The organism is Paenibacillus sp. MABNR03, from assembly GCF_050455445.1.
Lineage (GTDB): Bacteria > Bacillota > Bacilli > Paenibacillales > Paenibacillaceae > Paenibacillus > Paenibacillus xylanilyticus.
The window spans coordinates 184747-208508 of the sequence record NZ_JBCIYR010000006.1; the positions used below are offsets into that span (position 1 = coordinate 184747).

General features: G+C 46.8%; 24 protein-coding genes. 13 read left to right on the top strand and 11 right to left on the bottom strand.

What is annotated here, in order from left to right; genetic code table 11:
* Positions 1-170: 170 nt before the first annotated feature.
* Positions 171-1070 carry a glucose 1-dehydrogenase gene (locus AAIH57_RS25055; RefSeq protein ID WP_430023425.1) on the bottom strand — a complete coding sequence of 300 codons (900 nt, stop codon included), beginning with the start codon at positions 1068-1070 and terminating at the stop codon, positions 171-173.
* 158 nt (positions 1071-1228) lie between these two features.
* Here AAIH57_RS25055 and fosB point away from each other — a divergent pair, with 158 nt between their 5' ends.
* Together fosB and AAIH57_RS25065 are read left to right on the top strand one after the other, a co-directional pair.
* Positions 1229-1651, top strand: a complete 423-nt coding sequence (gene fosB, locus AAIH57_RS25060; protein WP_175395776.1) for a metallothiol transferase FosB — start codon at positions 1229-1231, stop codon at positions 1649-1651.
* Positions 1652-1781: 130 nt separating this feature from the next.
* Complete coding sequence (locus AAIH57_RS25065) at positions 1782-3593, top strand: S9 family peptidase (RefSeq protein ID WP_430023427.1); 1812 nt, start codon at positions 1782-1784, stop codon at positions 3591-3593.
* Between the two features lie 128 nt (positions 3594-3721).
* Here AAIH57_RS25065 and AAIH57_RS25070 read toward each other — a convergent pair whose 3' ends face one another.
* The 4 genes from AAIH57_RS25070 to AAIH57_RS25085 all read right to left on the bottom strand — a co-directional run bounded on the left by AAIH57_RS25070 (position 3722) and on the right by AAIH57_RS25085 (position 9439).
* On the bottom strand, positions 3722-4756 hold the full coding sequence (locus tag AAIH57_RS25070) for a phosphotransferase family protein (protein ID WP_430023429.1): 1035 nt from the start codon (positions 4754-4756) through the stop codon (positions 3722-3724).
* Between the two features lie 17 nt (positions 4757-4773).
* Positions 4774-5745 carry an SMI1/KNR4 family protein gene (locus AAIH57_RS25075; protein WP_430023431.1) on the bottom strand — a complete coding sequence of 324 codons (972 nt, stop codon included), beginning with the start codon at positions 5743-5745 and terminating at the stop codon, positions 4774-4776.
* 153 nt (positions 5746-5898) lie between these two features.
* A complete protein-coding gene (locus AAIH57_RS25080; RefSeq protein ID WP_095291792.1) occupies positions 5899-6930 on the bottom strand; it encodes a ribonucleotide-diphosphate reductase subunit beta in 1032 nt (343 codons plus the stop codon).
* 175 nt (positions 6931-7105) lie between these two features.
* Complete coding sequence (locus AAIH57_RS25085) at positions 7106-9439, bottom strand: ribonucleoside-diphosphate reductase subunit alpha (RefSeq protein ID WP_175395772.1); 2334 nt, start codon at positions 9437-9439, stop codon at positions 7106-7108.
* A gap of 755 nt (positions 9440-10194) precedes the next feature.
* Between AAIH57_RS25085 and AAIH57_RS25090 the strand changes: the two genes are divergently transcribed.
* A complete protein-coding gene (locus AAIH57_RS25090; protein WP_430023434.1) occupies positions 10195-10521 on the top strand; it encodes an MTH1187 family thiamine-binding protein in 327 nt (108 codons plus the stop codon).
* Between the two features lie 139 nt (positions 10522-10660).
* Here the strand turns inward: AAIH57_RS25090 and AAIH57_RS25095 are convergent, their stop codons facing one another.
* The 3 genes from AAIH57_RS25095 to AAIH57_RS25105 form a co-directional block, all read right to left on the bottom strand.
* Positions 10661-11182: a stalk domain-containing protein gene (locus tag AAIH57_RS25095; RefSeq protein ID WP_430023492.1), complete on the bottom strand. Its 522-nt coding sequence runs from the start codon at positions 11180-11182 to the stop codon at positions 10661-10663.
* Between the two features lie 322 nt (positions 11183-11504).
* Positions 11505-12611, bottom strand: coding sequence for a PsbP-related protein (locus AAIH57_RS25100; protein WP_430023436.1), 1107 nt, complete (start codon positions 12609-12611; stop codon positions 11505-11507).
* Positions 12612-12676: 65 nt separating this feature from the next.
* Positions 12677-13054: a helix-turn-helix domain-containing protein gene (locus tag AAIH57_RS25105; protein WP_430023438.1), complete on the bottom strand. Its 378-nt coding sequence runs from the start codon at positions 13052-13054 to the stop codon at positions 12677-12679.
* 408 nt (positions 13055-13462) lie between these two features.
* On the opposite strand from AAIH57_RS25105, the gene AAIH57_RS25110 reads away from it, so the two are divergent.
* The 3 genes from AAIH57_RS25110 (at position 13463) to AAIH57_RS25120 (ending at position 14263) form a co-directional block, all read left to right on the top strand.
* A complete protein-coding gene (locus AAIH57_RS25110; protein ID WP_192262833.1) occupies positions 13463-13567 on the top strand; it encodes a sporulation protein YjcZ in 105 nt (34 codons plus the stop codon).
* A 51-nt stretch (positions 13568-13618) separates the two neighbouring features.
* Entirely contained in the window at positions 13619-13723 is a 105-nt protein-coding gene (locus AAIH57_RS25115) for a YjcZ family sporulation protein (protein ID WP_217506405.1), read from the top strand.
* 234 nt (positions 13724-13957) lie between these two features.
* Complete coding sequence (locus tag AAIH57_RS25120) at positions 13958-14263, top strand: hypothetical protein (RefSeq protein ID WP_430023441.1); 306 nt, start codon at positions 13958-13960, stop codon at positions 14261-14263.
* 508 nt (positions 14264-14771) lie between these two features.
* On the opposite strand, the gene AAIH57_RS25125 is transcribed toward AAIH57_RS25120, so the two are convergent.
* A complete protein-coding gene (locus AAIH57_RS25125) occupies positions 14772-14897 on the bottom strand; it encodes a hypothetical protein (RefSeq protein WP_430023443.1) in 126 nt (41 codons plus the stop codon).
* Between the two features lie 6 nt (positions 14898-14903).
* On the opposite strand from AAIH57_RS25125, the gene AAIH57_RS25130 reads away from it, so the two are divergent.
* The gene (locus AAIH57_RS25130) at positions 14904-15158 is read left to right on the top strand and encodes a hypothetical protein (protein ID WP_430023445.1); all 255 of its coding nucleotides are present in this window, start codon (positions 14904-14906) and stop codon (positions 15156-15158) included.
* 226 nt (positions 15159-15384) lie between these two features.
* Positions 15385-16908: an HD domain-containing phosphohydrolase gene (locus AAIH57_RS25135; RefSeq protein ID WP_430023447.1), complete on the top strand. Its 1524-nt coding sequence runs from the start codon at positions 15385-15387 to the stop codon at positions 16906-16908.
* On the opposite strand, the gene AAIH57_RS25140 is transcribed toward AAIH57_RS25135, so the two are convergent.
* Positions 16901-17554 (bottom strand): phosphatase PAP2 family protein, encoded by a 654-nt coding sequence (locus tag AAIH57_RS25140; RefSeq protein ID WP_430023449.1) that lies wholly within the window; start codon positions 17552-17554, stop codon positions 16901-16903. The genes AAIH57_RS25135 and AAIH57_RS25140 overlap by 8 nt on opposite strands.
* A gap of 232 nt (positions 17555-17786) precedes the next feature.
* Between AAIH57_RS25140 and AAIH57_RS25145 the strand changes: the two genes are divergently transcribed.
* From AAIH57_RS25145 to AAIH57_RS25160, 4 genes are all read left to right on the top strand, one after another.
* The gene (locus tag AAIH57_RS25145) at positions 17787-19202 is read left to right on the top strand and encodes a sensor histidine kinase (RefSeq protein WP_430023451.1); all 1416 of its coding nucleotides are present in this window, start codon (positions 17787-17789) and stop codon (positions 19200-19202) included.
* A 208-nt stretch (positions 19203-19410) separates the two neighbouring features.
* Positions 19411-20571, top strand: a complete 1161-nt coding sequence (locus AAIH57_RS25150) for an MFS transporter (protein ID WP_246310871.1) — start codon at positions 19411-19413, stop codon at positions 20569-20571.
* A gap of 27 nt (positions 20572-20598) precedes the next feature.
* Complete coding sequence (locus tag AAIH57_RS25155; protein ID WP_430023453.1) at positions 20599-21279, top strand: oxidoreductase; 681 nt, start codon at positions 20599-20601, stop codon at positions 21277-21279.
* Positions 21280-21351: 72 nt separating this feature from the next.
* On the top strand, positions 21352-21726 hold the full coding sequence (locus AAIH57_RS25160; protein WP_175395764.1) for a RidA family protein: 375 nt from the start codon (positions 21352-21354) through the stop codon (positions 21724-21726).
* Positions 21727-21818: 92 nt separating this feature from the next.
* On the opposite strand, the gene AAIH57_RS25165 is transcribed toward AAIH57_RS25160, so the two are convergent.
* On the bottom strand, positions 21819-22577 hold the full coding sequence (locus tag AAIH57_RS25165) for a TspO/MBR family protein (protein WP_175395763.1): 759 nt from the start codon (positions 22575-22577) through the stop codon (positions 21819-21821).
* A 223-nt stretch (positions 22578-22800) separates the two neighbouring features.
* On the opposite strand from AAIH57_RS25165, the gene AAIH57_RS25170 reads away from it, so the two are divergent.
* Positions 22801-23748, top strand: a complete 948-nt coding sequence (locus AAIH57_RS25170) for an arsenic resistance protein (protein ID WP_430023493.1) — start codon at positions 22801-22803, stop codon at positions 23746-23748.
* The last annotated feature ends 14 nt before the right edge of the window (positions 23749-23762 follow it).

Sequence of the window (23762 nt, forward strand, 5' to 3'; positions counted from 1 at the left end):
TTGTCCCAAGATGTCAGGTTCCGGTTTGACCGGTTCGTATACTCCTAACCCTCATTCGGAACGAGGCAGCCAATCTCCTGCTGAACCTGCCAAATCCAACCTGACATAAGCGAACAAGCGGGATGGACACATTATTTTGGTGCCCGATTGCTTAATCACCACGCGTTCTGTTAGGTGGTCACCATATCGCCGCCGTTTACATGAATGCATTCACCGGTTACATAAGAGGAGTCGCGCGAGGCGAGATAGACATAGGCGGCAGCCAGTTCATACGGCTGGCCTGCACGCCCCATCGGCGTTTCTGTTCCGAATACCTGTACATCTTCGGCAGAGAAGCTGGAGGGAATGAGCGGCGTCCAGATGGGTCCGGGAGCTACGCAATTGACCCGGATTCCCTGAGATGCGAGCGATTTGGCGAGTACACGAGTCAGCGAGACAACAGCCCCTTTGGTGGAGGAGTAGTCGATCAGCTGCACATTGCCTTTATAGGCTGTAATGGAAGCGGTGTTGATGATGGAAGCCCCTTTGCACATATGCGGGAGAGCAGACTGGATCAGAAAAAAATAGGAAAATACATTCGTCTGAAACGTATGGTAGAGCTGTTCCTCCGTAATGTCGACAATACTTGGCTGCACATACTGCACTGCGTGATTATTGACCAGAATATCAATTTTCCCGAAGGTCTCCATCGTCGTACGGATGACAGCATCACAGTTTTTCTTCAGCCGAAGATCAATCTCGATGAGCAGACAGCGCTGTCCCAGCTCTACAATGCGATTACGAGTCCACTCGGCGTCTGTCCGTTCATATAGATAAGCAATGACAACATCGGCACCTTCCTTGGCATAAGCAATAGCTGCTGCTCTGCCGATTCCGCTGTCCCCGCCAGTGATGATGGCCACTTTGCCGTCCAGTTTGCAGCTGCCGATATAGGCGGGGTCCTCACTGATGGGTTCAGGCACCATGAGCGTTTCCAGACCTGGCTGCTGGTCCTGATGCTGGGGTGGGAATGCCAGTTTTTGCTCTTTGCAGACCGTCTTTTCACCGTAAAAAGGGTAGACAGGATTCATTCGCTTTACATCCTCCTCGAACATTCATTGATACGCCTAAACTATGCATTCGCCCAGAAGAACGTGCGGCTGAGGAAAGAAGTCATTTGTTTTTTGAATAGGAAATATACCATAATAAGGATGTGGGTGAACAAAATAATGGAGGTGTCAGGAGTCCAATGAATATTCAAGGAATCAATCATCTGTGCTTTTCCGTATCCAATCTGGAACGGTCCATTACCTTCTATGAACAGGCTCTCGGTGCCCGAATTCAGGTGAAGGGACGCAAGCTCGCGTATTTCGATCTGGCAGGTCTCTGGATTGCTTTGAATCAGGAGGAGGATGTTATTCGCAATTATACGGAACGAACCTATACACATATTGCATTCACGGTAAAAGAAGAGGAGTTCGACGCATCTGTACAGCAGCTGCGAGCTGCCGGGGCGGATATTCTTCCTGGCAGAGCACGCGATCCTAGAGATGCACGCTCGGTTTATTTTAGCGATCCCGATGGTCATCTGTTTGAACTGCACACAGGTACCATGAAGCAAAGGCTGGATTATTATCGTGAAGATAAACCTCACATGACCTTTTATACGTAACATGTTAGAACCTGTATTGGGAAACCTGACATAACCATTGTGTAAACACTGGAATTTCCTGTAATATGGACAAATGGGCCCTTAATTTACCATTGTTAAATACTTTTGTTCATTCTCAAGGAGGTTTGTCATGATTCAGTTTCCCAAACCGGATGTAGAGCAATATTTCCAAACGTATCGAATTTCGCACTTTGCTGTATCGGCTGACGAGAAACGTTTATTTTTTGACAGCAATCTGAACGGTGAACCAAATATCTGGGCTATGGATTTACCAGGTGGATACCCGTATCCATTGACGTATTTGAACCAGAGCAGTCAGTTTATCAAACCCGACCCGAAAGGACGTCACATCCTTACGGCGTTTGATCGGGACGGCGACGAAAATTATCACCTATATGCGCTTAAACCGGAAGGCGGCGTGCCGCTGCAGATCGTATCGGCAGAGCCGAATGACCGCTGTTATTTCTCTGAGTTGTCCAAGGACGGACAGCGCCTTTATTATGTGACCAGTGCGGGTAACCTAAATTATCTGAATTCACGCCGAATTGACCTGGAGACGGGTGAAGATGTGCTTTTATACAGCGGGGAAGAGGTAACAAGCCACTTGATGGCGGTAAGTCCCAATGAGAAGAGCTTTGTTATTTTGAAAGTGTATTCCAATACGTATCAGACGGCACATCTGCATCGGGATGGTGAGGTGGAGCTGATTCTGCCCGTCTCGAGGCGTCAGAGTCAGGTGACGGATGTCCTGTTTGCAGATGATGATCGGCTTCTGATGGTTACCAATGATAATGAAGCTTATTCCTATGTGGCCGAGTACCGAATGGATACCCGCGAGTTCCAACCTTTGTGCAAAATCGATGGCGAGGATGTGGAGATGATCCGCTGGCATGAGGCATCGGAGACGCTGTATTTCTGGACGCTCACTGGTACGGAGAATCGGATGTATATGCTGGGCAAAGATGCGGAGCAACCGCGTCGTCTGGATATGCCATTGGACACGGTAGAACACACGCACTTAACCAAAGCTGGTAATGTGTACATCCTTGGTCGGGGAGCAATTCAGCCGCATAATATTTATCGTCTGCCTGCTGGCGGCGATTCCTGGGAAGCCCTGACTGCCAACCGGGTAACCGGGCTTGATCCGAGTGATTTGGTTTATCCTGAAGTGATTCGGTACAAGTCATATGACGGGCTGGAAATCGAGGCTCTCTTCTTCAAGGCCAAGCCGGATCAAGCCAATGGTTACACAGTGTTTTGGCCGCATGGCGGGCCACAGGCTTCGGAAGCGAAGTTTTTCCGCCCCATGTTCCAGCTGATGCTGGCCCAGGGCTACCATATCTTCGCACCAAACTTCCGAGGCAGCACAGGGTATGGTGCCGAGTTTGTGAAAATGGTGGAGAGAGACTGGGGCGAGGGACCAAGGCTCGACTGTGTTGCCGGAATTCACTGGCTGTTTGATCAGGGCATCTCTTCGGCAGATCGCCTGTTTGTCGTGGGAGGCAGTTACGGCGGGTATATGACTCTACTGCTTGCAGGTCGTCATCCGGAATTGTTCCGTGCAGCAGTCGATATCTTTGGGCCAAGCAACCTGTTTACGTTTCTGGAATCAGTACCGGAGGATTGGAAACCGATGATGGATAACTGGCTGGGGGACCCGGTCCGCGACCGTGAGCGGCTAACGAAAGATTCACCGATCACTTATCTCGACCAGATGGTGAACCCGATGCTGGTTATTCAAGGAGCGAATGATCCACGGGTCGTAAAAGCTGAATCGGATCAGATTGTGGCGGCGCTGCAGGACAAAGGCGTTGATGTGGAATATATCGTTCTGGATGATGAGGGACATGGCTTCTCCAGAAGAGCGAATGAGGTTCTGGTTTATCGGCGAATGCTGGAATTTTTGCAAAAGCATCAGGAAGCAGCGGTTCCTCAAGCTTAAACGTTTGATAAAGAACCAGTTTAATGGAATCGAAATGAAAACAAAACGGCCGAATGAGAGAGAGATCTCTCCCATTCGGCCGTTTTTTTGGTGTCATGGATTTTCATTGTGCTGAGATACGTGTGCTTTTATTCGAGCAGCTCAAGCACCGAGTCCACATATTGCTGTGCCCAGGCCGCAAAAGGCAAATCTGCTTCCCACGTGACCCGGTTGGTTGCTTTGGCTTCGCCCCATAACAAGATACGCTGATACAGCAGATGTATCCCTAGGCGGGCAGCAAATTGTTTACATCGTTCCTCATCGTTTGCGCAGACCACTTCCCGGTAGCTGAATAGAAAGCGTTTAGCAAGTTCAGGCTGATTTTTTTGTATGTACATGGCTGTCATTTTGGTGAGATCTGCTGTACCGTCTCCAAAATACGAGGTAGTAAAATCAAACAGGCCGCTAATTCGCCAATCGCAGGCATGATCGCCTTCCTTTTGAATAACAAAGTTCTCTACCTTGAAATCTCCCATAACAAATCCAGGAACAGGCATGGCCTGGAACGCGGTTTCTGCATTCATGAGCTGCTTATCCACCCACTCGATATCCTCATCCGTGATGACAGAGTACTTCTGCGCGTCCAGCAGCCAGTGACGGATGGTTCCGTACAGCCAGTCAAGATAGGTTCCGGCAAATGGAACGATCCGTTCCGCTACAGGGTCATATTCACCAGCATCCGGCACTTTCCATCGATGCAGTTCAATCAGGCTATGTGCGAGCATGGTGGCAATCTCTTCGTGCTCATCCTGTCCGAGTGCAGTCTGGACTGCCGGATCATACAGGTGTTTTCCTGGTAAACGAGGCATGATCGCGTAGCTCCAACCCAGCAAGTCCGTGTCTTTTTGCAGCAGGTAGGGGACGGGGACAGGAATAGTGGTGTGCTCCGATAGCTGTTCGACGAAAAATTGTTCTTCCAGAAGCTGTCCAACATACAATGGATTGCCTTTCAGAATGTATTCCCCTTGAGAAGTGCGGACAAGCAGTGTCTGTCCCATTACTCCCTCGTCGGTTCGTTTATACTCCTCAAGGGTTCCCAGGTCGAATTCATGTAGTGCCTCCTGCAGTGAAGAGAATGCAACGTCGCCAAGTTTGTTGGTTGCAAAATAAATTCGGGTTGTCATAAGGGCCTCCTGCGTTTTTAGTCCTCATCCTCTTCTTCCAGGTCGAACGCTTCCTCATCTACCAGTCCACGGATAAATGCTTCAAAGTTGGGTGCCAGGTAGGTTATCTCATAATCATCCTCCTGGTCAACATGTACAACGCATGGCTCGCCTGGCGGACCACAGAAACGATAATCAAGCATAACGACGTCATGACCCGCAGATGGACAATCACAGATCACAATGCCCAGATCAGGGTATCCCCAATCCTCAATCATAAAGCGACTTCCCATGTCTCCAGTAAGAGAATAGGACTTCACATTTCCAATGCCTAGAATGCTAGTAATGGCAATATGATCCTCTGCCCACGAAGTGGCTTCCTCTGTAGGGAAAACGGTACGTGCAGGAACACCGCCGTTTTGAGTGTTCATTAATTGAATATAGGAAGCAGGCAATTTGTAGCCCAGTTCCTGCTCGGTAGAGACAATTTCGTTCTCATCAAAAGGCGGGGATACATAACTGCTCAGCGCATAGTCACTCTGCTCCCAAAATGTGGAGGGATGATAGGAGCCTGAAGCAGCTCTAAGATGGTTCTGCATCCCGCTTTGTTCCCACTCAGCCAGTTTTTCTTGATGGCGCTGCCGATCACGCTGCATTTTTGCAGCTTTGGGACGCGTCCACTTCAAAAAATCGAGTGTTGATTCGTCATAAGGCTGAAGCCGATCAGCCTGTTCAAAGGCTTGCAATGCCAGATCATACAAGGCCATATGATAATAGGCATAACCCAGTCGAAACTGCCACAGGGGATCCCATTTGCCTTGCTCTTCAATGGATTGGAGCTGCTGGGTGGCCTCACGGTAAAGTGCTCTATTGTTATATGCTCTCGCAAGATGACCTGTCAGGTCGTAATCCCGATCAGATACGGGAATCTGTTCAATACGTTCAACAATGAGACCGAACTGATCCTGCTCATGCCAGGAGTTCAATTGATCCAACAGTTCTTGTTCCATACGATGCCTCATTTCAATAGGAAAATATGAACCTCTTCCATTATATCCTAGAAGTTTCAGCAATGGGGCAGAGGGTACAAAACGTAACAAAAACACTCCCATGCAGGGAGTGTTGTATGAAGATATGCTGTTTTCTGTACCGTATGATTAAACTTACAAATCGTCAAATCCGTTGTCGTCGCCGACTTTACCATAGTTGCGGGACTTAGCTTCGAAGAAGTCTGTTTTGGTAGCATTGAGTGCTTCATCGGAGAAAGGTTTGATCCAAGGCATGCAGTTAACATCCACACCTTCGTATGCTTTATCCATGCCCATCAGACGCAGGCGTTTGTTGGCGATGTACTTGATGTAATCTTCCAGCTCGTTCAGATCGATACCACGGACATTACTGAGTGTGTAATGTGCCCAGTTAGTTTCCAGCTCCACGGCACGGTCGATGGTTTTGTAGACATAGTCCATGTTCTCAGGTGTGTTCAGCTCTGGGAAATCAACAAGCAGCTGTTTGAACACTTCAGCGAAGAAGTAGCAGTGCTGATTCTCGTCACGCTGGATATAAGAGATCATTTGGCTGGTTGCCATCATCTTCTGGTCACGGGCCAGGTTGTAGAAGAAGGCGAATGTGCTGTAGAAGAAAATACCTTCGAGCACCAGATCGGCTACCATGGCCTGGAAGAATGTCTGTGGTGATGGCTCATCCCGGAAGCTTTGATAGATATCAGCGATGAACCGGTTACGGTCGAGCAGTACAGGATCATGTTTCCAATATTCAAAGATCTCTTTTTGCTCCCGATCAGACACGATGGAGGACAGAACGTAAGAATACGATTGGTTATGAACCACTTCCTGTTGTCCAATGATCGCCGAGATTGCTTCGAGCGAAGAATCGGTAAAGTAACGTTTTACGTCACCCACAAACATCGTTTGCATGGAATCAAGTACGGCCAGCAGGGAGATGTTGATTTTGAATGTACGCTGTTCTTCCGGATCCAGTTGGGCGAATTGGGATGCATCCTTCGACATTGGAATTTCATCAGCGATCCAGTGGTTGAGCAGTAGCACTTTGTAAAGCTTGTACATATGAGGCATGCGAATGTCATTCCAGTTCAGGATCCCGGAGCATTCACCTTCAATAATTCGGGTGGATTGGTTAGGCGCTTCGGTATTGAAAATTTTCTGTACTTGCATATTCCGTTCACTCCTTAAATTAAAACTTTTTATGTCAGGTGAAGTCATAAGGCATCTATATCAACATCGGTTGGATGCTGTGATCGTATTTTGGGCAAAAAAGTACCAGGGCAGCGCCATTTTGCAATCAAAACAGGATGCCCTGGTGGTCATCGTGAAACTAGTAATCTATCGATCAGCTTGCGCAGGAGTCACATTCTTCAATGGTCAATGCACGGCTGCGAACGTAATAAGTCGATTTCAGACCTGCCCTCCAAGCGTGCAGGTGTAGTTCCAGGAACTCCGTTGCCTTGATATCAGGACGAACGTACAGGTTGAAGCTTTGTCCCTGATCGACGTGACGTTGGCGGGCAGCAGCCATGTTGATGGAAGCATGCTGGTCCACCAGGAAGGCCGTTTTGTAGTACCAGATTGTTTTGTCCGACAGATCCGGTGCCGGGTTAGCAATCTTGTATGTTGTTTTCTCTTCATAGGACAACAACTCGTAGAGCGGGTCGATACTAGCTGTAGAACCGGCAATGATGGATGTTGATCCATTTGGAGCGATCGCGAACAACCAGGCGTTACGCACACCATTTTGCTGAACTTCGGCTTGCAGCTCTTTCCATTGTTCGGTAGTTACGAATTCGCCTACGCGCTCACCCGTGGTGTAATCCCGCTGCTCGAAGTATTTACCGCTTTCCCAGTCGGAACCTTTGAACTTCGGATAGTGTCCTTTTTCCTTGGACAGTTCCATGCTGGCTTTCACAAGCAGGTAGTTGATTTTTTCGTACAGGTTATCGTTATAGGTTACCGCTTCATCGGACTCCCAACGAATGCCTTCAAGGGCAAGCAGATGGTGAAGTCCGAATGTACCCAAACCTACGGCACGATACTGGCTGTTGGTATATTGGGCTTGCAGTACTTCAATGTTGTTGATGTCAATAACGTTGTCCAGCATGCGCACCTGAATCGGTACCAGACGTTCCAGTACGTTATGAGGCACAGCACGCGCCAAGTGAATGGAGTTCAGGTTGCAGACAACGAAGTCGCCAGGCACTTTGGAAATCACGATACGTGTTTGTCCATCTTTGGTTACGAGCTCTTCTTTTTCGACTACTGTAGCAGATTGGTTCTGCATAATTTCGGTACAGAGATTGGAAGAGTACACCATACCATGAGCACTGTTCGGGTTCGAACGGTTAACCGTATCGCGATAGAACATATAAGGCGTACCTGTTTCCAGCTGGGATTTCATTACGCGTTTCATTATGTCGATGGCTTGTACCGTAATTCGGGACAGCAGTGGGTGGTTCACAGCCTCTTCATATTTCTCGCGGAACGTGCCTTCACCGAAGGACTCATCATAGAAGTCTTCCAGTCCGAGTGGACGGCCGTTTTCATCTTTCCAGCCCATTACTTTTTTCGTTTCGTGCGGACAGAACAGGCTCCACTCACCACGGCTGGCTACGCGTTCCATGAACAGGTCAGGCAGACAAACGCCGTGGAATACGTCATGCGCACGCATCCGCTCGTCACCATTGTTCAGCTTCAGATCCAGGAAGGCCAGAATGTCTTTGTGGAAGACGTCCAGATATACAGCAATCGCACCTTTACGTGTTCCAAGCTGGTCTACGCTAACGGCTGTATTATTCAGTTGGCGGATCCAAGGGATAACGCCGGAACTTGTGTTTTTGTGACCACGGATATCCGAACCACGGGCTCTGACTTTACCGAGGTAAACGCCGATACCGCCGCCCATTTTGCTCAGTCTGGCTACATCCGTATTGGAATCGAAGATGCCTTCCAGCGAGTCATCCACGGTATCAATGAAGCAGCTGGAGAGTTGTCCGGCTACCTTTTTGCCCGCATTGGACATCGTTGGTGTTGCAGCAGTCATATACATGTTGCTCATTGCCCAATAGGCTTCCTTGACCAAATGCATCCGGTTCTCTTCAGGCTCCTGGTGCATCAGGTACATGGCAATAACCATGTAACGCTCTTGAGGCAGCTCCATTACTTTTCCATCAAAGTCGTGTGCGAGGTAGCGTTCTGCCAGTGTAAGCAAGCCGATGTAGTCAAAGAGCAGATCGTTGCGGTAATCAATACATTCTGCCAGTTCATCAATCTGTTCTTTGGTGTAGCATTCCAGCAATTCTTCACGGTAGATGCCTTTTTTCACCAGATCGACAAGGAGAGGATGGAATGCACCATAAGGCTCGTCCGGGTACGATTTATATCTGCGGTTAGTCGCCGCTTTTTTGTAAAGGGAAGTGAGCAGGGAACGTGCCGCTGCAAATTTCCAGTTCGGCTCCTCTTTGGTTACCAGTTCTAGGGCGCTCATCATAAAAGCGTTACTGATCTCGTCTCCGGTTACTTCGTCACGGCGAAGTTTGCTGTTAACCCCGCGTACCAAACGCTCCTTGTCCAGCATGTCCAGTCCATCCAGAATACGGTCGGCATATACCGAGATACGCATATCGTCAAAGGCAAGCTGGCGGTTGTTCGGCTTGATCACAACTTGTGGCATGAATATTCCTCGCTTTCGCATGTTTAAGAGATTAATTGGAGAAATTCTTATATAAAGAATTGAGTGTCTTCTTACGGTGAGTAAAGTACAAATACATACGATGGACTGCGGTGGTAACAGTTTGCGCACGGAAAGACCCCGTAACATAGGAGCAGCTAAGAACATGATCATATAAAAAGCACTCTCCGCCTGACGGCCTGAAAATGCCCATGAATGCCTTGGCTTCCTGACAGTCGCAGGTATAAGATGTCGACCGAAAGGTGCTATTATGTAAGGTTGTGTGTCCATATCTAGTTGCGACTGTCATAGAGGCAACCGGGTGCAGTCCAAACAGCCCCGTTGGCCTCGGCGTCAGTTCTGTTTCGAGAAAGCGATTTACACCTACAGGGACGTGCCTTTGGAGGTGATTCCATCCTGTTTTTCGCGAGATTACAGAAGATGACTTTCAGAAGTGGGGAAACGCTTTGTCACTACATTTTGTTGCTGTTACCATACTCTAACCCAACATCTTGTGTTTGTAAACAGGTTCAGCACACTAAAACGTAATTCCGAGTATACCATTTACGCCATGAATCCGCAAAGGAAAAGGACTGGAAGATTTGAAGATTATTCAAAAAAAATTTTCGTTCGAAGTGAATGACGTCTTCACGTCAGTTTGAATTGTGACGCCTTCAACTGGTAAAATAAAAATAGCCAAATTTGCACTAAATATGAGCGGCAACGGTAATTCACGGAGCCAAGGGAGGAGGAGCGGGATGGCAATAGCAGAAGTAACCGTAATTCCAATCGGAACGGGGACAACCAGTCTTAGCAGTTACGTGGCAGATATGCAAAACGTTTTGGAAAACCAGCGCGGTATTACATATCAGCTGACTTCAATGAGCACCATTATCGAAGGTCCGCTGAATGAGGTATTCACAGCCATTGCGGCTCTGCATGAAGCTCCGTTTCTATCGGGAGCCCAGCGAGTCTCCACATCCGTCAAGATTGACGATCGGCGGGACAAACCGGATGCTTCCAGCATACAGAAACTGCAATCCGTTCAGGAAAAGCTGGCGTCCCGTGAGGCGCGTCCGAATTAAGGGATTATTCAAGTGGTTTACAAAAGTGAAACTTTTCTTTTTATTTCGGGAAACTTGACTGTTGTTCTTCTGGCAAAAGTATAACACGGGAAAAAGCCTCGCTGGAATGACTTCCAACGAGGCCTTTTATTTATGTGGATTATTTAATCAGACCAGCTTTTTTGAGATCTCCACGATTCAATACCAGGGAACCTTGCAATTTCTTGTACCGGATTGTTTTACCCGATGGATCGGCTACCACTTTTTCTTCGTTTTCCTTAAGACCATTTGCATTAACACTGAGGATGGTTTTTAGATCTTTTGAAACGTTGTAAACATCCGCAGAGTCTCCTTTGAGAGCAACGTCATATCCATTGGAGGCGGATAAATCAATTAGGGTAATCCAATCTGCTTGAGATTGGCTTTTTGCAGAAAACTCGATGGAGCGGGTCGCACTTGCGTAATTCACTTCATAGCCAAGAATTTTGGCAGCTTCACGAAGTTGTAAGTATGTATTGCCTTTATAAAGCAATTGATCTGAAGTTACAGATTTGGATTGACCGTTTACGATCACTTTAAAGTTCGCTAAAGTAGCTTGAACCTTTTTGGATGTAGCAGCTACGGCCATAGAAGAAGAACCAACCAACATACCTATGGATAAAGCAATAATAACTTTTTTCATTTTCACCTTTATCATCAACTCCTATGTAATTGTGTTATACCTGAGAATAATACCCTAATCAGGGATGATTGACACGGGTGAAAGCTATTATTTTTTTGCTTCTTACGAATCAAATGTTTACGCTTTAACATGGCAAGTTAAGCTTATAAATAAACTGAAATATATAATCGGGATGCAAAATTGGTTCGAATGATTTGTACTATCCAAAGTGTAAGTATGACGAGGGGACTATGTGCTTTCGTACTTGTGCTAACCAAAAGTGACCGGGAAAATGCAAAGAACTCAACCTACTAAGGTTGAGTTCTTATTTGCGCAAGGGGAATTATTCAGCGATAACCAATGAGGCGCCAATCAAAGTGGAATTCGTAAAACCGCCTCCGACATTTTGGAAAGAGTAGTTGGCAATAGGGGCACCAATCACGGTTGCGTAGTCTCCATCAAGAAGATCACCGGTTGTTGAGGGGTATATCGCCGTAATATAATTTCCATTATCATCCATAACGAGAACGATTGAGAAAGTCGATCCTAGAGAGTTATCTTCTTCAACCTGAATTACTTGTCCACTAACGTTTACGAAATCTTCAAAATAGTTAGCCACATTTTTATTCAGATGTCGGGTGGTAACTTTGGAGTCAACAAGGCCTTTTGCCTTTTTGCGAAGGTCCGCAGTATTGGCAGGAAATAGATCGCTATTATTGGCAAAGAAATCATAAGAAGTCTGATCCAATACAGCAGTGTTAGATGTGATAAGCGGTGTTAAATCATTGAAGAAATCGGCAGCTGTACTTTCAGCAACCGTACTTCCGGCTGTTTGTTCCAAGGGAGCAGAGATACTCAAGGAATTAAGTATTTCGTTGGCTGTATCTTGATTATAGGAATCTTTAGCGTAAGTTATTGTCATGGTGTAGAGTTGAGAGTTTGTCGGAAGCATATATTGAACCAGAACTATATCCGTGCCGGAAGAATGTGTATAGTTTCCTTCCAAAACACCCGCATTATAATCTTTGTAGGGTTTGTTTGTATAACTGATTTTCTTGTAATTGGAGATGCCGATAGATGCACCGTTTTGTGTGTAATAGTCCACGACGTTATTAGCAAACTCTTCAGGATCAATGGAGCCCGAAGGATTAGCTTCAATAGTAAAATTAATGTTATCTGCAAATTGCGCTGATGTCGACTGATCTGAAAAAGCTGCTTTAACTGCTTCGTTCATTTGACTTGTATCTACGCTCTTCCAGTGATCTGGATATGAGAACGTGAAACCCTCTCCACTGTATGTAGTGTATTTTGTGGCTTTTGACTCGGCAGAGACATTTTCAGTTCCGTTTGTTGTCTCTGAAGTTTGTGTATCGACTGTCTTGGTTGTTTCTGAGTTACCGCAAGCACTGAGCAATGCAGTTAATGCCAAAATCGTAATTAGTTTCTTCATAATTTCTAATATCTCCTAGTGTGCTTCCCATCGGTTGGGATTTTTTCTTAAGTCATCGTGTGCCCCTACTCCAGATCTGAACTATCATAGTTCCTCATAACGAAGTTGAAAAATTGCAGCGTTTCGTTCTTGAGTTGATCGGGTGCATTAAAGAAGTTCCTTAGGAATACTCCGTGAATGGGATGTTCCAGATATGAAGAAAATTCCTGATCCAGCTCCCTAACTGGAGACTGTAATGGCTCAGAACTTAGACCGATAAGATAATCAGCGCTTGTCCCAAGATTGTTCGCCAAACGACATAAAGCCTCGGGATCAGGTTTTCTGTGATTAGTTTCATACCGGGACAATTGAACTATTGTGAGATTCGTCCTTTCTGACAATTCCTTCTGTGAATACCCCTTCATTTCTCTTAACTGTTTAATACGCTCACCCAAAGTAGGCATAGAGACTCCTTTCCGCTTGAATAGTAAAATAATAACATTACTCAATAAACGAGAATACTTAATTACCGAAAAGGTAACTTTGAAACGGATAACAAAACGATTAACCTGTAAACAATACCATTATGGTAATTTTTAAGCATCGTTTTTTAAAATTGTACTTATCGTCAATGTAGATAGATCATTGAGTATCAGAGAAGTATATGTCAAAAGAACTATTTGTTTATAGAAGTACGCAATTCAGAAGCCTGAAACTGCACGGATAAAACACTGTTTCATCAATATGGTTACCTTGAATAAAGAAATCGCTTTTTAAGCGAGTATACAGCTGCCCATTTTTGTTCAGAGCCCGGTCTGGGAAAAGACTTCTGCATATAGTGAACTGTACCTCAAATCAAAGGAGGGTTTTACATGAGTGGAGTTGTAGGTGGATACGGCGGTGCATGGACATCGACTGGTGCCATTTTGGTTCTCTTCATCCTGTTGGTCATCATCACTAAATCTTTCTGGGTTTAATAGAATTATTGAGCCCCCAAATGCGAAATACTCTGTAAAGGAGGGTTCTCCATGAGCGAAGTCGGAGGCGCAGGATACGGCGGATGGACATCGACTGGAGCCATCTTGGTTCTGTTCATTCTTCTCGTAATCATCACTAAATCTTTCTGGGTATAATATAGCGAACTCTGCCGGTTACCCGGCGGGGTTTTTTTAGGTTATGGACAAGCTGGAAGCATAGCTCGGGCAGACACCAAATACAGAGACCAAAGGAGAGTATGGAGGCGAACGATCACGTCAGATATTATCGGGGATTCGCCCATTTTATCCAAATGAGGGCCATAGCCCGGTCCAGAAGTAGGCAAAGTACATAGCTTAGGGGTGTAGGCAAATGCTAAGGAGGAATGAACAATGAGCGAAGTTAAACCGAATTCACCGAACGGACAGGGACACGTATACGGACATATGGGAGGTCAAGATCACATGTATGGTTATCAATACACAGGTCACGAAATGTACGGTTATGGCTGCGGAACAATGCCGGTTGGATACGGGTACGGATACGGACATCACGCAAATCAGGCTCCGGTCATGCATGGTTACCAACAGGGTTGTGGAACGTCTTATGGTCACGGTGGCGGAAGCTGGGGATCGATGGGCACCATTCTGGTTCTGTTCATCCTGCTTGTCATTATCTCCAAAACAATGTTTATCTAAAAAAGGCATTCCGGCAAGTTCTGGAGTTGTTCGAAAAAATAATATGTATGCAAACATGGAAAAGCACCCGGAACCCAATTCCGGGTGCTTGGTTTGTGTATGTTTTCAATCTTCTCAAGAATAAGTGACTTCCAAAACAACAAAAGCCCTACCTCTCTTTTGTCCTTGCGGCTCCGATGACCGCGCCAGTGTGAATGGGAAAATCTTGTGAAACTCTGTATACCGGGTCAATGTGAATCAGGTTCTTCAATCTCCATAGGTTAGTTGTACATATTCGCTGCGGTCGCAGCATGAAGAAAATATTCCGGGGTTAAAAGAAGATAGAAAATCAGTTGAGGTTTAATACCAACTTTAAGAGTATACCACAGTCTGTAAGTTTTTGCAAGATAAAGGAAGGCCAAAGGTTTTTATAAAACAATTTGCGAAAGGCCTTCATATTTTTTCTTCTAGAAGGGAATCCACTTCAAATGATTTTGCGTAGGGAAGTCAGTGACTTCCTGCAATTCCTTCACTTCCTGGGGACAAGCTTCACATGTAGCCATGTGGGCTCAAATGCATCCACTTCCTCTCCTTCCAGTCCGCCTAGCACATACATCGGTGCCAGATTAGACCACTCCTCATGTCGTTCCATCATGGATGTATGCCCTCCCTTCCCACGTCCGGCTGCAAATCCAATATCGGAGAGCAGCTTCTGGAGCTGCTTCATTGTAAGCCTGACAAGGGGGATACCCCTCAAAATGCGGGAACCTTCCTGAGTCATAATGGCACCGGAGCTGTGTACTATACACTGTACTCGGTCAATGACTATGATACTGTAGCCATAACGTTGGAGCGGGACGCGATGGGCGACCAGCCGCGAGGGAAGATGATTCTGGCTGCCAAGATTAAAGGTTAATCAAAGCTCTATACATGAGACTGTTCCTCTGGGGGCAGTCTTTTTGTTTTGCAATACGACTATAAATGGAGATATGCACATATTGTAATATGCCCGAGATGGATGATGAAGAAGTTCATTAATTTTTTTACACAGGTTAACCGATAAAAAATAAAGGCAATACCCTTAGTCTCCCCCTTACAATTAATCGGGAGAACTGGTTGCACATAGAGAGTGAGGGGTTTGGGTGGAAATATACCGTTCATTTATCTTTCGTCTGGTGCGCAATTATCTGGTCGGTTCACTCTCAGCCGTGTTTGTTATCGGCACAGTGATGATGGTAGCAACCCTGCAAATACCGAATATTCAATTTGTACTTCTGATTCTGATTGTGGTTGTTTCCCTTCTGTTTATGCTTGCAGCCGAAGGAATTGCCTTGCGGAGGCAGTTAGGGCCAATCAGGAAATTTTTCGCTCAAGAGCGTCACGAACGGGCTGAATTGAGCCAAATGTATGAGAATATTCATCGTTTTCCTGGACGGACCATCTACCGGATTATGGGGCCGCATCTGTTGGGATTTTCGATACCCGCTGCAGGGCTGACGCTGTGGATGATATCGGCAGGTTGGTTGGAGTTCCCATCCAACTATGTCGCCGTGGCAGCTGCCTGTGCCATCCTGATCGCCATCATGCATGCGCTAATTGAATATTTCCTGACCGTTCGGGCAGTTAGGCCGCTACTGATGGAGGCCCGCCGCAGAGGCAAACAGCAGCATGGCACCGAGCCATCACTGGGAGGGCGCGTGTTGGTATCGATTCAGCGAAAATTTCAGCTGAGTACAGCTCTAATCGGATTATTCCCGCTGTTTTTGTTCTTCCTGGCTACATTTATCCGGCTTCAGTATATGGATCATGAGTTTGCGAAAGAGTATATCCTGTGGGGCATCATCGTTGTCGTGTTGGGGGCTGGGTTTGCCCTTGTAGGCAGCTGGCTGCTGATCCGTGATGTGCGTGATCCGGTAGCGGAGCTAACCAAGGAGATGAACCGAATTCAGGAGGGGGATCTTGGAAGGAGAGCTCCTGACCTCTATGCGGATGAGTTCTCTGCACTGATATCCGGTTTTAATATGATGATTAACCGGCTTGAGATGAGGCAGGAACGCAATCGGCAGCTGCTGCAGAGCTATTTTTCCACACTGGCTGCTGCACTGGACGCGAGGGATAAGTACACTGCCGGGCATTCGATGCGTGTGGCCGAGTATTCCCTGATGATTGGCAAACTGAGTGGCATGAGTGAGGAACAAGCTGATTTGCTGTATAAATCTGCACTTTTGCATGACATTGGTAAAATCGGGGTACCCGATGAGGTTTTGTTCAAGGACGGTAAACTTAGTGAGGAAGAATTTGCAATTATTCAGACTCATCCGGTTCTGGGCGAGAGCATTTTATTACAGGTTGAACCCATGGATGCCATGGCTGACTTTTTGCCAGGAGTGAGGTCTCATCATGAACGATATGATGGGAAAGGATATCCCGATGGCAAGGCAGGTATGGATATTCCCCTCTTTGGACGTATCATTGCAGTGGCTGACGCCTTCGACGCCATGACATCCGATCGTCCGTACCGAAACGGCATGAGTCATGAGAAAGCGCTATCCATCCTGGAAGAAGGAAAAGGGACCCAGTGGGACCCTTATTTTGCAGGCTTGTTTATAGAGGAGTGGAGAAGGAGAGAACATCTCCACGGTTCATCGGAGCGAGGGGTCAGTTGATCCCCTCTGTCCACTTCGAACCTTTCCGGCGCCGCCGGTGTAAGGACAGTCCGGTGATGATGGTGAAGATGCATTCACCGAGGATGATAGCACCCAGAGCATCATAGATCACATGCTGTTTAATCAGCAGGGTGGACAGCACAATCAGCGTTGCCCCAGCGGCTACGAGCCATTTGACATAACGGCGGATGCTCTGTACCGAGAGGACCGCACGCATAACGAGATAGGAATGGAGTGCATGAATGCTCGGGAAGCAATTATAAGGGCGATCCTGGCTGTAGAGCCATCCTAGGACGGACGCACCAATTCCTGTACCCGTGATTTCCGGTCGAGGAACAGAAGTTTGGAAGTTGAAATAAATCAGGTAGCAGATCCAGACACAGATGTTCATGGACAACAGTACACGATAATAGGTAAGTCTGTCTTTGGCACAGAGGTACGCGAGCACGCCAAATACAAACGGATACCAGCCCAGGTAAGGAAGGGACATGCCGGGTACGAAAGGGATAAGCCGGTCGATTGGTGAATTGAGGACGGCGAATCCGCGCTCAGGGCTGTTAAGAACATCATATAACAGTCCCATGACAGCCAGAGAAAGCATCAAGCTTAATGACAGCCAATAGGATTTACTTTTTAACGAATGCACAACAACGTTTCTCCTTTCACCCACACCCGTCAAGGAAGTGGATCACAGCAATAAAATTAAACAACACTATATTCTACTATGTTTTTAACACAAATTGAATCCGGATTTGTGTATTTTTGTGTATTTTTTTGACGAGCGAGGAATGTCGAAGATTGTATGGGCATGATATGATAGACGTACATACGACTAATGATGTGTCTGCGAACAAAGCCGGGACAACAGGAGTGAGTGAATGCAATTTTCTAAGATGTTCGTATTAAATATGGGTATGCTTATAACCTTAGCCTATCTGGCTAGTGTGTTCTATAAATATATTGTGATACGTACTTCCACCCGATTTAAACAATGGAGCTCCGTGCTGGTCCTTATTTTTGCGGGCTGGGTTAGTACGGTATTTGGTTTTCAGCTAACGGATGAAGTCATTTTCGATCTTCGATTTGTTCCATTAATTATTGCCGTTCTGACCTTCAGGCAGTCTTATAGTTTGGTGATTATTGGTATCGGGATTGGGTTGTTGCGATTAACCTTTGGGATTAATGAAGCTACGCTAGCGGGACTGGGGAATATGGCAATCCTGGGTGTATTATGTGCGGGATTAAATATATGGATGAGACGCAGTGACTACAGACTTGTTATCAAGGTCGTGCTCGTTACAGTCATCGTGAATGTTGTCAACAGTGTCAATATTGCTCTGCTTGGTGTCTTTCCTCCAACGTACTTTTTTGCCCATATTATGCCCTATACGCTTCCGTTAGGCATTGTACTTAGCCTTATTTTTGCGTTTATTTTAAGGGATTTTCAAAATGAACAGAATCGGATTCTGCTTATTCAAAGTACGAACCGATTATTGTCCGTGCAGAAAGAAGAGCTGCAGAAGGCTCAAATTGTATTGGAGGAGCGAGCCAAGCAGCTGATGCTGGCTTCACAGTACAAGTCCGAATTTCTGGCCAACATGTCGCATGAGCTGCGTACACCGCTGAACAGTGTGATTAACTTTGCACAGATGATTAGTGAAAACAGTGACACGATGGAACAGGAGGATATTGTTCGGTTCGCAACGATGATTGACCATTCCGGTCAGGAACTGCTTACCCTGATTAATGATATTCTTGACTTGTCGAAAGTGGAGGCTGGCCGGCTGGAAATCGCATTTGAGGAAATCAGTGTGATGCAGCTTGCCGAGGACGTAATGAGCCACTTCCAGCTGGTGGCTGAGAAAAAGGGAATACAGCTGTTTATGCATAAGAACCCTAACGCACCGGAGACTATGTGGTCTGATTCCCAACGCGTGCAGCAGATATTGCGCAATCTAATGTCCAACGCCATCAAATTTACGCATAAAGGGGCCGTGCAATTAACGGTGAGCACCGAAAAGTCGGACGAGCCCGGAAATTTGGGGAAATGGCTGGTTTTCTCGGTTAAAGACACAGGAATCGGGATTCCGGAGGACAAACACCACTCCATTTTTGAAGCTTTTCAACAAGCCGACGGGTCGATCAGCCGCCAATTTGGGGGCACAGGACTGGGTCTCTCCATCAGCCGGGATTTGGCACGTTTGCTGGATGGGTCGATCCAACTGGAAAGTGCTGAAGGCAAGGGAAGTACCTTCCGGCTGTACCTTCCGCTGAACCATGAAAAAATGAGTTGACAACCATCTTGCTGTGAGTAGAATTTGGGGTGATAACTAGCATCGGCCGGCATTCAAATCCCGGTCTAAGGAGTGTATCCCCATACAGAAGATGGTCAAAGTTAACCCTCCCTCGTTTGCTGGCAAACCAAGGCGCAAGGGTTCGACACAACGCATCAATTTATCGATCGCAACATGGGAGGGTGTACCGGCAATTATATTGCAAACATTGCTGGGTGGACCATTCTTAACGGGATTTCTGCTCTATCTTGGGGCCGGGTCAAGACATATTGGTTTTGTGCTCGCCATAACAACGTTCGTAAATATTGCCCAGATTGGTGCAGCCTTCTGGATGCAGCGTATTCGCAGCCGGAAACGGATGCTGCTGCTATTCGTCGGGCTACATCGCATCTTGTGGAGCGCAACAGGGCTAATTCCGTTCCTGTTTCCCAAGGAGTGGTGGGTAGGCGTTTACATTGGAATGTACACGGTTGCATTTATATCGAACACCATCGGGGGCATGATCTGGACTTCCCTGATTGGGGACCTCGTACATGCCAAGGTAAGGGGACGGTATTTCGGCATTCGAAACACGATCCTGAATGCGCTTGGAAGCGTATGCCTGTTTGTGGGAGGAATTGTTTTGGACCGCTTCCCGGGTGAAATGGGTTTCCTGCTTCTATTCATTCCGGTGTGGATCTGTGCAATAGCGAATATCGTCATCTATTTCTTTTATCCGGATGTTCCATTTGAACGTTCGACCGAGACGGTTTTTTGGCGGATGCTGAAGAAGCCGTTCCAGGATCGATCTTTTCTGAAGGCTGCACTATTCCTCGCGGCTTGGTTACTGATTCAAACCTTGATTGTTCCACTCTATTCTTACGTGATGCTCGACTTGCTTAACATTAATTATCAGATGGTTTCTTTAATAACGGTGGTGCAGACTATTGTCATGATGGCCGGATTCTATATCTGGGGTAATTTAAATGCACGATTCAGTAACAAAACCTTATTATTTTGGACACTGCCGATTATCGCACTCTCCTGCCTGTCCTGGGGCTTGATGTCGTTTATGCCCGTTTTGATAGCGCTCTTTTTGTCTCATATCTTTCTTGGTATAGGTGTCGGAGGGTTTAACCAACTCGCCTTTAACTTTACCATCGGGGATACACCGAAAAGTGAAAGGCCTATGTTTGTTGCTGTGTACTCGGCCTTAACTGGGGTGACCTCATTCCTCGGACCGCTGATTGGCGGTTGGTTATATGAGGAAATGGAGAAATGGCCGGAAGCAATGACATGGATGGCTACCTATGGGTTTCAGGTAGGTATAGGTATCGCCATGCTGCTTCTTGCTTTTACACTTGGACGGCGTGTGCTTCTAAGATCGTGATGGGAGAAGTGAAATGGAGGGATGAGTATGGGAATTCTCGAACGAAAAGCCATCGTGATCGGGGCCACTGGCCTGGTTGGCAGCATACTCGTTCACAGCTTGCTGCGCCAACCAGAATATGGATTGGTTCGTATTTTCGTCAGGCAGCAGCTGGAGCTTGAGCATCCGAAGCTTGAACAACATCTTGTGGATTGGGACCGACTGGAGGATGCCAAAGATTTGTTTAGGGGGATGGATGACTTGTACTGCTGTTTGGGGACAACGATCAAAAAGGCAGGTAGTCAGGAAAATTTCCGCAAAGTCGATTATCACTATCCTGTAGAGGCAGCAAAACTTGCGATTCATCAGGGGGTAACACAAATGCTCGTCATTTCCTCCATGGGTGCAAGTCCGAGCTCGCGAGTGTTCTATAGTCGAACCAAAGGGGAGTTGGAGGAAGCTCTATCCTCGATTGGTTTTCGTTCTTTGCATATCTTTAGGCCTTCCCTGATTCTTGGTGACCGCAGCGAGACACGTATTGGAGAACAGCTTGCCGCTCACCTCATGAAGTTCCTGGATCGATGGATGAGGGGCAGAGCTGCCAAGTATCGTGCCATCCATGCTTCAACCATCGCACGTGCAATGATTAACATGGCACTTGTAAGAACCAAAGGTAACCATGTTTACTCCAATGAAGTGATTCATGTCCTTGGCACCGAGGATTCTTGAACAGTTTCTTGCCAGTAGGGGATCATGGTATAATAGGCTTCAAAACTTGAGAACATGAAGGAGAACCAGCCCATGAAAAAACCAATCTCTACAGATCAGGCTCCAGGCGCTATAGGTCCATATAGCCAGGCTGTTGCTGCAGGCGATTTCATCTACACGTCCGGTCAGCTTGGCCTGAATCCCCAAACGGGAGAGTTCGGCGCAGATGTACAGGAACAGACTCGTTTGTCCTTAAGTAACGTAAAAGCGATTCTGGAAGCAGCAGGCACCAGTATGGATAAAGTCGTAAAAACGACGGTTTTCCTGAAAGACATGAACGACTTTGTGCCTGTGAATGAAGTGTACAGCACATTTTTCGAACAGCCTTATCCGGCACGCAGTGCGGTTGAAGTGGCTCGTCTCCCGAAGGATGCACTCGTGGAGATCGAAGTTATTGCCCTGAAGTAGAATTCTTTAAGGGGTAAAATACATAAAAGCCGATTCCAAGTCATACGACCGGGATCGGCTTTTTTCTTATGTTAGCGAGAGTATGTTTCGAGTTAATCCCGGTCCTGATTGCGGGCAAAGAAGAGCCATACAGCATAGATCGCCAGTACAATCGCAATGATAATCGCCGTATAATAGACGGAGGAAACATCCTTCTGCTTGAGTGCGATAGCGATGTATGCCCACGTAAACACAAGTGGGTAGATGCTGTCCCGATAAGGGAAACTGACCAATACCGCCAGCACAAGACCTACAATTAGCATGATCACGGTCCAGGCCGGTTCGCTGATACCAAAACCATCCCACCCGATTTTGTATAATAGAACAGCCGCATTAATAATGGTTGCCACACTGACCCAGCCCAGATAGATGCTAAACGGCAGCTTAACCAGCCAAATCTCTGCTGTAGTCGGGAGGGTGATGGCCCGTGTTTTGAGATACAGCATAATGAGGGACAACAGAAGCAATACAATGATAAGCAGGGCGAGACCGATCTGGAGGTTCTGAAAAGCGAATATCCATGCTACGTTAAAGGCGCAGCTTGCAAGAAACCAGTAACCGAGCCGGGTGATGGAATCCCTTTTCCACGATGACGGAAGAAACTGATAGACCACAAAGCCTGCGAGCAGCAGATAGATTAATCCCCAGATGGAGAAAGCGTACCCTGAGGGTGTAAGCAGCACGGGGTACATATCGGATACTTCCTTGTTGGTTCTCCCGCCGATGGGTAGCGAATTCGACAGATAGTTCACGACAATAACGGCGATAAAACCAATCGCATTGAGCCATTTGTACGGATTGTTACGAGACATTGCACATCCTCCTTGGTTTACAAAAAAATGAATGAACCACGGGTCAGTCTACAATGAATATACCCAGTTCTTCCACATTCTAATAAGGGACCGCAAAAAATTCACAGGATACGTTGTATGTTTCTGCGCTTTCCGCTACCGGATTCACATTCTGTCCAATGTACGCTGAAGGAAAGAGGAATATACCCCATAAGGAGGATGAGGATTGTTTACAAGAGAAACGATGGAGAAGCAACAAACATGGTTTTATGTCGCAGCGCTTTTTATAGGTGCCGCAATCGGGCTGGGAAACGCTGAATGGGGGTCTGCGCTGCATTATACCGTTTCACCTGTGCTGGCCATTCTGCTATACAGCATGTTTGCTCAGATTCCTTTTTTGCAGTTGAAACAATCCTGGTCCAACGTAAGATTTATTGGAGCTGTACTGACAGCCAATTTTATCATTGTGCCTGTGGTCGTATGGTTACTGACATGGCTATTTCCGCAATCACCGGCGGTTCTAATCGGCGTTTATCTGGTGTTGCTAACCCCGTGCATTGATTATGTTATTGTGTTTACGCAGCTTGGCCGGGGGAATGAAAAACTCATGCTGGCTGTAACGCCAATTCTGTTCGTTGTACAGATGGTACTACTGCCGGTTTATCTATGGTTAATGACCGGAAAGGAAGCAGCAGAGTTGATGAGGGTGGGACCCTTTGCGGAGGCCTTCCTGTTTCTTATTGTTATACCGCTGCTGCTGGCAATCCTTACACAAGTCATGTCGAGGGGAATAGCTGGAGGAGAACAGTTAATGAATGCAACGGCCTGGCTGCCCGTTCCGATGATGGCGATTGCTTTAATGGTGGTGGTTGCGTCGCAGATCGGCAAGGTCTATTCAGACTTTGCAATTATTGTAAAAGTGATTCCCATTTACGTGGCTTTTCTTATATTGATGCCTTTTCTGTCTCGGTTGGTTGCGCTTCTGTTCCGACTGGACATCGGTGCTGGACGTGCTCTGATCTTCAGCTCGGCAACCCGCAATTCACTCGTTGTGCTGCCGCTTGCCCTTGCGCTCCCTGGAGAATGGGCTACAATAGCTGCCGCAGCCATCGTAACCCAAACCATTGTCGAATTGGCAGGGGAGTTGATCTACATTCGTTTGGTGCCATCATTCTTCATGAGAGATACATGAGATATGATTCAGGG

Excerpts from the sequence above, each read along its gene's own strand:
- AAIH57_RS25055 (WP_430023425.1), bottom strand. The coding sequence starts at position 1,070 with ATGAATCCTGTCTACCCTTTTTACGGTGAAAAGACGGTCTGCAAAGAG.
- fosB (WP_175395776.1), top strand. The coding sequence starts at position 1,229 with ATGAATATTCAAGGAATCAATCATCTGTGCTTTTCCGTATCCAATCTG.
- AAIH57_RS25065 (WP_430023427.1), top strand. The coding sequence starts at position 1,782 with ATGATTCAGTTTCCCAAACCGGATGTAGAGCAATATTTCCAAACGTAT.
- AAIH57_RS25070 (WP_430023429.1), bottom strand. The coding sequence starts at position 4,756 with ATGACAACCCGAATTTATTTTGCAACCAACAAACTTGGCGACGTTGCA.
- AAIH57_RS25075 (WP_430023431.1), bottom strand. The coding sequence starts at position 5,745 with ATGGAACAAGAACTGTTGGATCAATTGAACTCCTGGCATGAGCAGGAT.
- AAIH57_RS25080 (WP_095291792.1), bottom strand. The coding sequence starts at position 6,930 with ATGCAAGTACAGAAAATTTTCAATACCGAAGCGCCTAACCAATCCACC.
- AAIH57_RS25085 (WP_175395772.1), bottom strand. The coding sequence starts at position 9,439 with ATGCCACAAGTTGTGATCAAGCCGAACAACCGCCAGCTTGCCTTTGAC.
- AAIH57_RS25090 (WP_430023434.1), top strand. The coding sequence starts at position 10,195 with ATGGCAATAGCAGAAGTAACCGTAATTCCAATCGGAACGGGGACAACC.
- AAIH57_RS25095 (WP_430023492.1), bottom strand. The coding sequence starts at position 11,182 with ATGAAAAAAGTTATTATTGCTTTATCCATAGGTATGTTGGTTGGTTCT.
- AAIH57_RS25100 (WP_430023436.1), bottom strand. The coding sequence starts at position 12,611 with ATGAAGAAACTAATTACGATTTTGGCATTAACTGCATTGCTCAGTGCT.
- AAIH57_RS25105 (WP_430023438.1), bottom strand. The coding sequence starts at position 13,054 with ATGCCTACTTTGGGTGAGCGTATTAAACAGTTAAGAGAAATGAAGGGG.
- AAIH57_RS25110 (WP_192262833.1), top strand. The coding sequence starts at position 13,463 with ATGAGTGGAGTTGTAGGTGGATACGGCGGTGCATGGACATCGACTGGT.
- AAIH57_RS25115 (WP_217506405.1), top strand. The coding sequence starts at position 13,619 with ATGAGCGAAGTCGGAGGCGCAGGATACGGCGGATGGACATCGACTGGA.
- AAIH57_RS25120 (WP_430023441.1), top strand. The coding sequence starts at position 13,958 with ATGAGCGAAGTTAAACCGAATTCACCGAACGGACAGGGACACGTATAC.
- AAIH57_RS25125 (WP_430023443.1), bottom strand. The coding sequence starts at position 14,897 with ATGATGGAACGACATGAGGAGTGGTCTAATCTGGCACCGATGTATGTG.
- AAIH57_RS25130 (WP_430023445.1), top strand. The coding sequence starts at position 14,904 with ATGCCCTCCCTTCCCACGTCCGGCTGCAAATCCAATATCGGAGAGCAG.
- AAIH57_RS25145 (WP_430023451.1), top strand. The coding sequence starts at position 17,787 with ATGCAATTTTCTAAGATGTTCGTATTAAATATGGGTATGCTTATAACC.
- AAIH57_RS25155 (WP_430023453.1), top strand. The coding sequence starts at position 20,599 with ATGGGAATTCTCGAACGAAAAGCCATCGTGATCGGGGCCACTGGCCTG.
- AAIH57_RS25160 (WP_175395764.1), top strand. The coding sequence starts at position 21,352 with ATGAAAAAACCAATCTCTACAGATCAGGCTCCAGGCGCTATAGGTCCA.
- AAIH57_RS25165 (WP_175395763.1), bottom strand. The coding sequence starts at position 22,577 with ATGTCTCGTAACAATCCGTACAAATGGCTCAATGCGATTGGTTTTATC.
- AAIH57_RS25170 (WP_430023493.1), top strand. The coding sequence starts at position 22,801 with ATGGAGAAGCAACAAACATGGTTTTATGTCGCAGCGCTTTTTATAGGT.